Origin of the sequence: Ruminococcus flavefaciens ND2009, from assembly GCF_000621785.1 — a bacterium.
GTDB lineage: Bacteria > Bacillota > Clostridia > Oscillospirales > Ruminococcaceae > Ruminococcus > Ruminococcus flavefaciens_C.
Map to the genome: position 1 here is coordinate 592,949 of NZ_KK211347.1, position 6,705 is coordinate 599,653.

Genomic DNA, 6,705 nt, shown 5'->3' on the forward strand with positions numbered 1-6,705 from the left:
ACTTTACTTACACGAGAGGAGGGAGCAATATGATGACGGTAAAACAGGTCAGCGAGCTGACGGGAGTGAGTATACGCACTCTCAGATACTACGACAGTATCGGGCTGCTGAGTCCCTCAGACCACACAGAGGGCGGCTACAGGCTGTATGACGATACTGCACTGGAAAGATTGCAGCAGATACTGCTTTTCCGCGAGCTTGGCTTCCCGCTGAAGGAAATCATCGGCATTATGGAGAGCAGGAGCTTTGACCGCAGAAAGGCTCTGGATCAGCAGATAGAGCTGCTTGAGCTGAAAAAGCAGCACCTCCAGGAGCTTATCGACTTCGCTCGTGGAATAAAAATGTTAGGAGTGAGAGCAGTGGACTTTACTGCATTTGACAGATCAAAGCTTGATGAATATGCCGAAAGGGCGAAGAAAGAGTGGGGAGATACTCCCCAGTACAAGGAGTTTGAGGAAAAGGACAGCAAGCGCACAGCCGCGGAGAACGCTCAGCTGACAGAGCGTTTTATGACGCTGTTTGCTGAGTTCGGCGAGCTGAAAGAAGGAAGTCCCGACAGTCCCGAAGCACAGGCGCAGGTGAGAAAACTTCAGAGCTTTATTACTGAGAATATGTACACCTGCACCGATGATATACTCTGCGGACTTGGAAAGATGTACGCAGCAGGCGGAGAGTTTACAGAGAACATCGACAAGGCTGGCGGCAAGGGAACAGCAGAATTTACGGCTGCTGCAATAAGAGTTTTCCTTAGCTAACAAACAACTGTGTAAAAAACTTCTGTGCTATAATAAAAGGGTGCTCTGTGCACCTTTTTATTTTTATGAAGGAGAACTTGATATGGAACTTAAACTCGGAGATGTTCAGAAAACAGCCCTTATCCCCCTTGCCATAAAGGCAGACGAGAGCAAGCGCAGCGATCACAGGATATACGACGCAAAAGCCGTTGAGATAATCGACGGACTTGGAATTGACACGAAAAAATACGATAAATATATGTTCCATGAGGGAGTAGTTGCGAGGACTATTCTTTTCGACAACGAGGTAAAGAGACTTATTGAGAAATACCCCGACGCCGTGTGTGTCAACATCGGCTGTGGCTTTGATGACCGCTTTTCAAGGGTGGATAACGGCAGGATCAGGTGGTACAATGTCGATCTTCCCGACTCCATTGAGCTGAGGAAAAAAGTCTTTGAGGAGCGTGACCGCGAATTCATGACAGCAGGCGACCTGACAGGCACCGACTGGACAGAGGGCATACCCAATGAGGGCGTGACTATCATCATCGCCGAGGGACTCCTCATGTATTTCAGTGAGGAGCAGGTAAGCGGACTTCTTGACCATATCTGCGACTATTTCGGCAAGGGCTGCATACTTGCGGAGATAATGCACCCCTTCGCAGTAAAGAACAGCAGCCACCATGATACCGTAAAGAAAACCAGGGCAGCCTTCGGCTGGGGAATTGAGACTGGCAGGGAAGCCGAGTCACTGTGCAGCGGTATCAGCTTTGTGAAGGAGATAAACTTCTTTGAGGAGATAAAAAAGTACTCCCTCATCGGCAAGATCGGAAGCAAGCTTTTCAATAAGGTCATGGACAGACTGGCAGTATACAGGTTTGAGAGATAAAAATATCCCCGAAGCGGCAGAAAAATGCTTCGGGGATCATTTTATGCTTTCTTTTTCAGTACAGCTATGGCTGCATAGTGCAGTATATCGAACTTCTCGGGAGCTATTTCATCAAGAAGCTGCATATGCTCCTTTTCCCAGCGGGCAGTCTCCTCCTCAGACAGGGAAGCCTGAACACCGCGGCAGGCTTTCATTCTGCCGTTCCAGCTCTCACGGGTGAATGGGATATTCACATTGAAGCCGATCTGCTCCTCAACAGTGAAGTGCTCCAGCACGGCATTGTCAATGTGTACGGGCTGTCTTGTCCAGCCGCCGCCGGTCCATGTGGGATTGTATTTCAGCACCAGCTCTTCGCTTTTGCCTGCGATAGGGTCATCAAAGGGCAGCCATGCCATCTGCATGACGCAGAGTCTGCCGTCAGAGCTGAGCATATCAGCCAGCTTCGGAGCCAGAGTCTTATGGTCAAAGTACCAGAAGCACTGACAGGCAGTTATAACGTCGAAGCTGCCTGAGGGAAAGTCAATATCCTCGGCAGGAGCGGCGAAAAAGTCTATATCCATGCCCTCTTTTGCGGCGAGGAGCTTAGCCTGTTCTATCTGATTTTCCGATATGTCGCAGCCCGTCCACTTTGCGCCGAAGGGGTACATATTCCGCGGTACAACGCCTGTACCCGTACCAATATCAAGAGCTCTCTGTCCCTTTACGCAGAGTCCGCGCTCAGTGAGGCAGCTGTAGAACTGCTGAGGGTAAATATCTCTGTATTTAGCGTAGTTCTCCGATGTCTTTCCCCAGTCGAAGGCTTTTCCGCCGTCGATGTCCTTGTTTGTGATGTTCATGGTATCCCTCCTGATGAAAAATATGTTACAGTATAGCATAATGATCCGTAAATGTCAAGGGACGCGGCGTAAAAGTTTCCGGGCAGTAAAGCGCTTCCGCGAAACAGGGGGACGGCTCGCCAATTACAATATATAGCGGAACGCCGAGGGCGGCGTTCCCTACTTGAAAAAGCCGGCTTTCAGTGCTATAATTATACTATATTTTTAAGGAGGTATCGGCATGAACGATCTTACAAGTATCATCAAGGAAAGACGAAGCGTACGCAATTTCACCTCTCAACTCCCAGACAAGGCTCTCATCGATCAGGTCATCGAGGCAGGCATTTACGCAGCTTCGGGCAGAGGCAAGCAGGCTCCCGTAGTAATTGCTGTCACCAATAAGGAGCTCCGAGACCGCATCATGGAGGAAAACTGCGCTATTGGCGGCTGGGACAAGGACTTCGACCCGTTCTACGGCGCTCCCGTTATCCTTCTGGTCATTGCTCCCGAGGAGATACCTACCGCTGTTTATGACGGAAGTCTCACCCTCGGCAACATGATGCTGAAGGCTCATGAGCTGGGACTTGGGACCTGCTGGATACACCGCGCCAAGGAGGAAATGGAGGGCGCTATCGGTGATGAGATACTGAAAAAGGCAGGTCTCAGCGGAAAGTATACAGGTATCGGTCATCTTGCCCTTGGTTACCCCGACGGTGAAGCTGCTCCCATACCGCCCAGAAAGGATAACAGAGTCATCTATCTTGACTGATAGGCGGACACAGACAAAACTACAAGCCCCGAAGCATAAGGGCGACGCTCGTACAGAAGGTTTACGGGTGATATTGAGGGAAGCTCTTTGAGAGAAGTGCTTCCCTTTATTCTTTTTCTGAGGACTCTGTTTCGTTTTTATCAGGACAGGGCGCTTGATAATATATGCCTTTTTATTATATTTAAGGCGCCCTGTCCTGATAAAAACCAGCCAAAAGTCTTTGGAAAAGGGAGTATGGGGTGACTCCCCGCAGTGCGGGGAGATGTCACGCAGTGACAGAGGGGCGCGCCTCCGTCAGAGGAGAACCTTTCCTCAGAAAGGTTTTTCCCCCATAATTACGCGTAAACTTCTATATAAGCACCGCCCTTATGCTTCGGGGCTTTATATATCGGATAGTGCACTTTGCAATGCTTTTTTGGTACATTATTGTACATATCGTCCACTATTATGTACAATAAGTGAGAAAAAAGATACAATAAATCATTGCTAAATCATGAATAAAATAGTATAATATAATAGACATGGAGCGGATCTGTTCCGAAACGATGAAAAAATAAAACACAGGGGGAATTAAAATGAACCTAAAATTCAAACGTATCGTGGCTGCTGCTGCCTCTCTGGCGATAGCTGCGACCTTTAACCTCAGCGCGGCTTCACTTCTGACAGCGGACGCTGCCTACGGAGTTGGCGGAAACGGCGCTGCCATTATGGAGTACCTTGACCGCGGCATCTACGCCATCAAGTCGGGGAACGGTATGTTCGTAAGCTGGCGCTTCAACGCAAACGACGACGATAATGCCGAGTTTCAGTTGTTCCGCGACGATCAGCTCATCTACACCAGCAAGGCAGGCGATCCCACCAACTACTGGGACGCAAGCGGCAATGCAAACTCAAATTACAGAGTTGATACCCTTGTGAACGGCACAGTGGTAAGCTCTGACGGCTGCCATTTCAGCTCCGGCTCCAATTACTTCGATATGCCTCTTGATGTTCCCAATGGCGGAACTATCAACGGCGAGGCTTACAGCTACTCTCCCAATGACTGCTGCGTGGGAGATGTGGACGGCGACGGCCAGTATGAGATCTTCCTTAAATGGGACCCCTCAAATTCAAAGGATAACTCGCAGACCCACAATCCCGATAAGGGCATACAGGGCTTCACAGGCAACGTATATATCGACTGCTACACCCTGACAGGCAAGAAGCTCTGGCGCATAGACATGGGTAAGAATATCCGCGCAGGTCAGCACTATACACAGATGGCTGTTGCGGACTTCGACTGCGACGGAAAGGCTGAGTTCATAACCAAGACCTGCGACGGAACTGTTGACGGCACAGGTAAGGTAATCGGCAACGGAAGCGCAAACTATGTTGACAGCAACGGTACTGTCCTGACAGGTCCGGAGTATATGACATTATTCGACGGTGCTACAGGAGCTGCTCTTGATACCATCGACTACCCTGTGCCGAGAGGCGTTGCTACCGGCAACAACGCCAAGAGCACTTGGGGCGACAACTACGGTAACCGCTGCGAGCGATATAACTGCGCTATCGCTTATCTTGACGGCGTTCACCCCTCTGTTATCTACGGCAGAGGCTACTATACAAGACTTACCCTTTCAGCTGTTGATGTAAAGGACAAGAAGCTGGTGAAGAAATGGGTATTCGACACCGGATTTGACAAGTCCAATCCTGCTTACGGCTGCGGTAACCACAACGTAATGGTCGCAGACTTCGACAATGACGGCAAGCAGGAGGTCTGCATGGGTGCCTGCGCTATCGACGATGACGGAAAGCTCCTCTGGTCCACAAAGCTGATGCACGGTGACGCCATGCACGTCGGAGACCTTGACCCCAATCATGAGGGTCAGGAGGTATTCATCTGCCATGAGGACGGAAATTACGGTATCTCTCTCGTTGACGGCAGAAACGGTCAGATAATCTGGCACTACGACGGCGATAAGGACACAGGACGCTGCTGCGCCGACAATATCGTATCAGGCAACAGCGGTGCCGAGTTCTGGGGCTCAAGACCCGCTAATGCAGTGTTCGACGTTTCAGGCAAGCAGATAGGCAACAAGTGGCCTTCTTCAAACTTCCTTATCTACTGGGACGGCGACCTTGAGCGTGAGCTGCTGGACGATGTTACTATTACAGACGGTGCGGCTATAAACAACTATCCCGCAATATTCAAGGCAGAGGGCTGCGCTTCCAACAACAGCACAAAGGCTGTTCCCTGTCTTACCGCAGACATCTTCGGCGACTGGCGCGAGGAACTGGTCCTGAGAACTACGGATAATTCAAAGCTCCGTATATTCTGCACCAATACCGAGACAAAGCACCGCCTGACCACTCTCATGCACGATATGCAGTACCGTATGCAGGCAGGCTGTGAGCAGAGCTCATACAATCAGCCTCCTCACCCCAGCTTCTATCTCGGCACAGAGGCTCCTCTCCCTGCAAGACCCGATGTGAAGATGAACAATACTCCTCCCGAGCCCGCTAACGGCAAGCTGGTAAACAACCTTCTTGTAAAGGACTATAACAACTCCCTCGCATGGAAGCTCATGGAGTCCAACAGCATAAACGGTCCTATCTACGGCGACAGAGACTTTACATACTCTGAGCTGGCTTCTGAGCTCCAGGGCAGCGAGTATATCATGACTGCCTGCAACTCCAAGAATACCGACGGTGACCTTGCCGAGTTCACAGCTGCTGACAAGGCTGAGGTATATGTCCTCGTTGATACAAGAGAGGAAGAGGCAAACCTGGTTCCCTCATGGCTGTCGGGCTACACAAGAACAGAGCTCACAGCAAAGTCCAGCAACGGCGTTGACTTCGTGGCTTACAAGAAGTCCTTCGAGGCAGGGGAAAAGGTACTCCTCGGCACAAACGGCATGACAGGCAATGTCATCAACTACACTGTTTTTGTCAAGGAACCCGCTGTGGTAACTACCACTACTACCACCACCACAACGACCACAACTACGACAACAACCACCACAACTACTACTGCTCCTCCCGAGACCACTACTACAACTACTGCTCCCGTACAGAACAGACTGTGGGGCGATACAAACTGCGACGGCAAGGTAGAGCTGGCTGACGCTGTGCTCATCATGCAGAGCATGGCAAATCCCGATAAGTTCGGCTTACAGGGCTCATATGAGAAGCACCTCACCGACGAAGGAAAGCTCAATGGCGATGTTGATACTGCTACAGCAGGTCTTACCTCCAATGACGCACTGAAGATACAGGAGTATCTCCTCCATAAGATCAATACTCTTGATCCTAATGCATAATGATTAAAGCGGAGCTTAATGCTCCGCTTTTTTGCATATATCTGAGGTGTGATCCCTTCTCGGCTATGCACTAACAACTGATATTGCTTTATCGCGGATCATATGCTATAATGAATGCAAAGCATTCATTATAAATGATCAAAATGCCCTTGCAGATACGCAGATCGGAGATCTGCTCCCTGCAATCGGGCAATTA

At 50.0% G+C, this 6,705-nt stretch carries 5 protein-coding genes; 4 read left to right on the forward strand and 1 reads right to left on the reverse strand.

Going from position 1 to position 6,705, the window contains the following annotated elements:
- Window positions 1–29 precede the first annotated feature (29 nt).
- Both T488_RS0112860 and T488_RS0112865 read left to right on the forward strand, forming a co-directional pair.
- On the forward strand, window positions 30–755 hold the full coding sequence (locus tag T488_RS0112860; protein ID WP_028521152.1) for a MerR family transcriptional regulator: 726 nt from the start codon (window positions 30–32) through the stop codon (window positions 753–755).
- An 82-nt stretch (window positions 756–837) separates the two neighbouring features.
- Window positions 838–1,623, forward strand: a complete 786-nt coding sequence (locus T488_RS0112865) for a class I SAM-dependent methyltransferase (RefSeq protein WP_028521153.1) — start codon at window positions 838–840, stop codon at window positions 1,621–1,623.
- A 41-nt stretch (window positions 1,624–1,664) separates the two neighbouring features.
- Here the strand turns inward: T488_RS0112865 and T488_RS0112870 are convergent, their stop codons facing one another.
- Window positions 1,665–2,459, reverse strand: coding sequence for a class I SAM-dependent methyltransferase (locus T488_RS0112870; protein WP_028521154.1), 795 nt, complete (start codon window positions 2,457–2,459; stop codon window positions 1,665–1,667).
- 220 nt (window positions 2,460–2,679) lie between these two features.
- Between T488_RS0112870 and T488_RS0112875 the strand changes: the two genes are divergently transcribed.
- Together T488_RS0112875 and T488_RS17995 are read left to right on the forward strand one after the other, a co-directional pair.
- Window positions 2,680–3,207 (forward strand): nitroreductase, encoded by a 528-nt coding sequence (locus tag T488_RS0112875; RefSeq protein ID WP_028521155.1) that lies wholly within the window; start codon window positions 2,680–2,682, stop codon window positions 3,205–3,207.
- A gap of 575 nt (window positions 3,208–3,782) precedes the next feature.
- The gene (locus T488_RS17995) at window positions 3,783–6,509 is read left to right on the forward strand and encodes a cellulose 1,4-beta-cellobiosidase (RefSeq protein WP_196243321.1); all 2,727 of its coding nucleotides are present in this window, start codon (window positions 3,783–3,785) and stop codon (window positions 6,507–6,509) included.
- The last annotated feature ends 196 nt before the right edge of the window (window positions 6,510–6,705 follow it).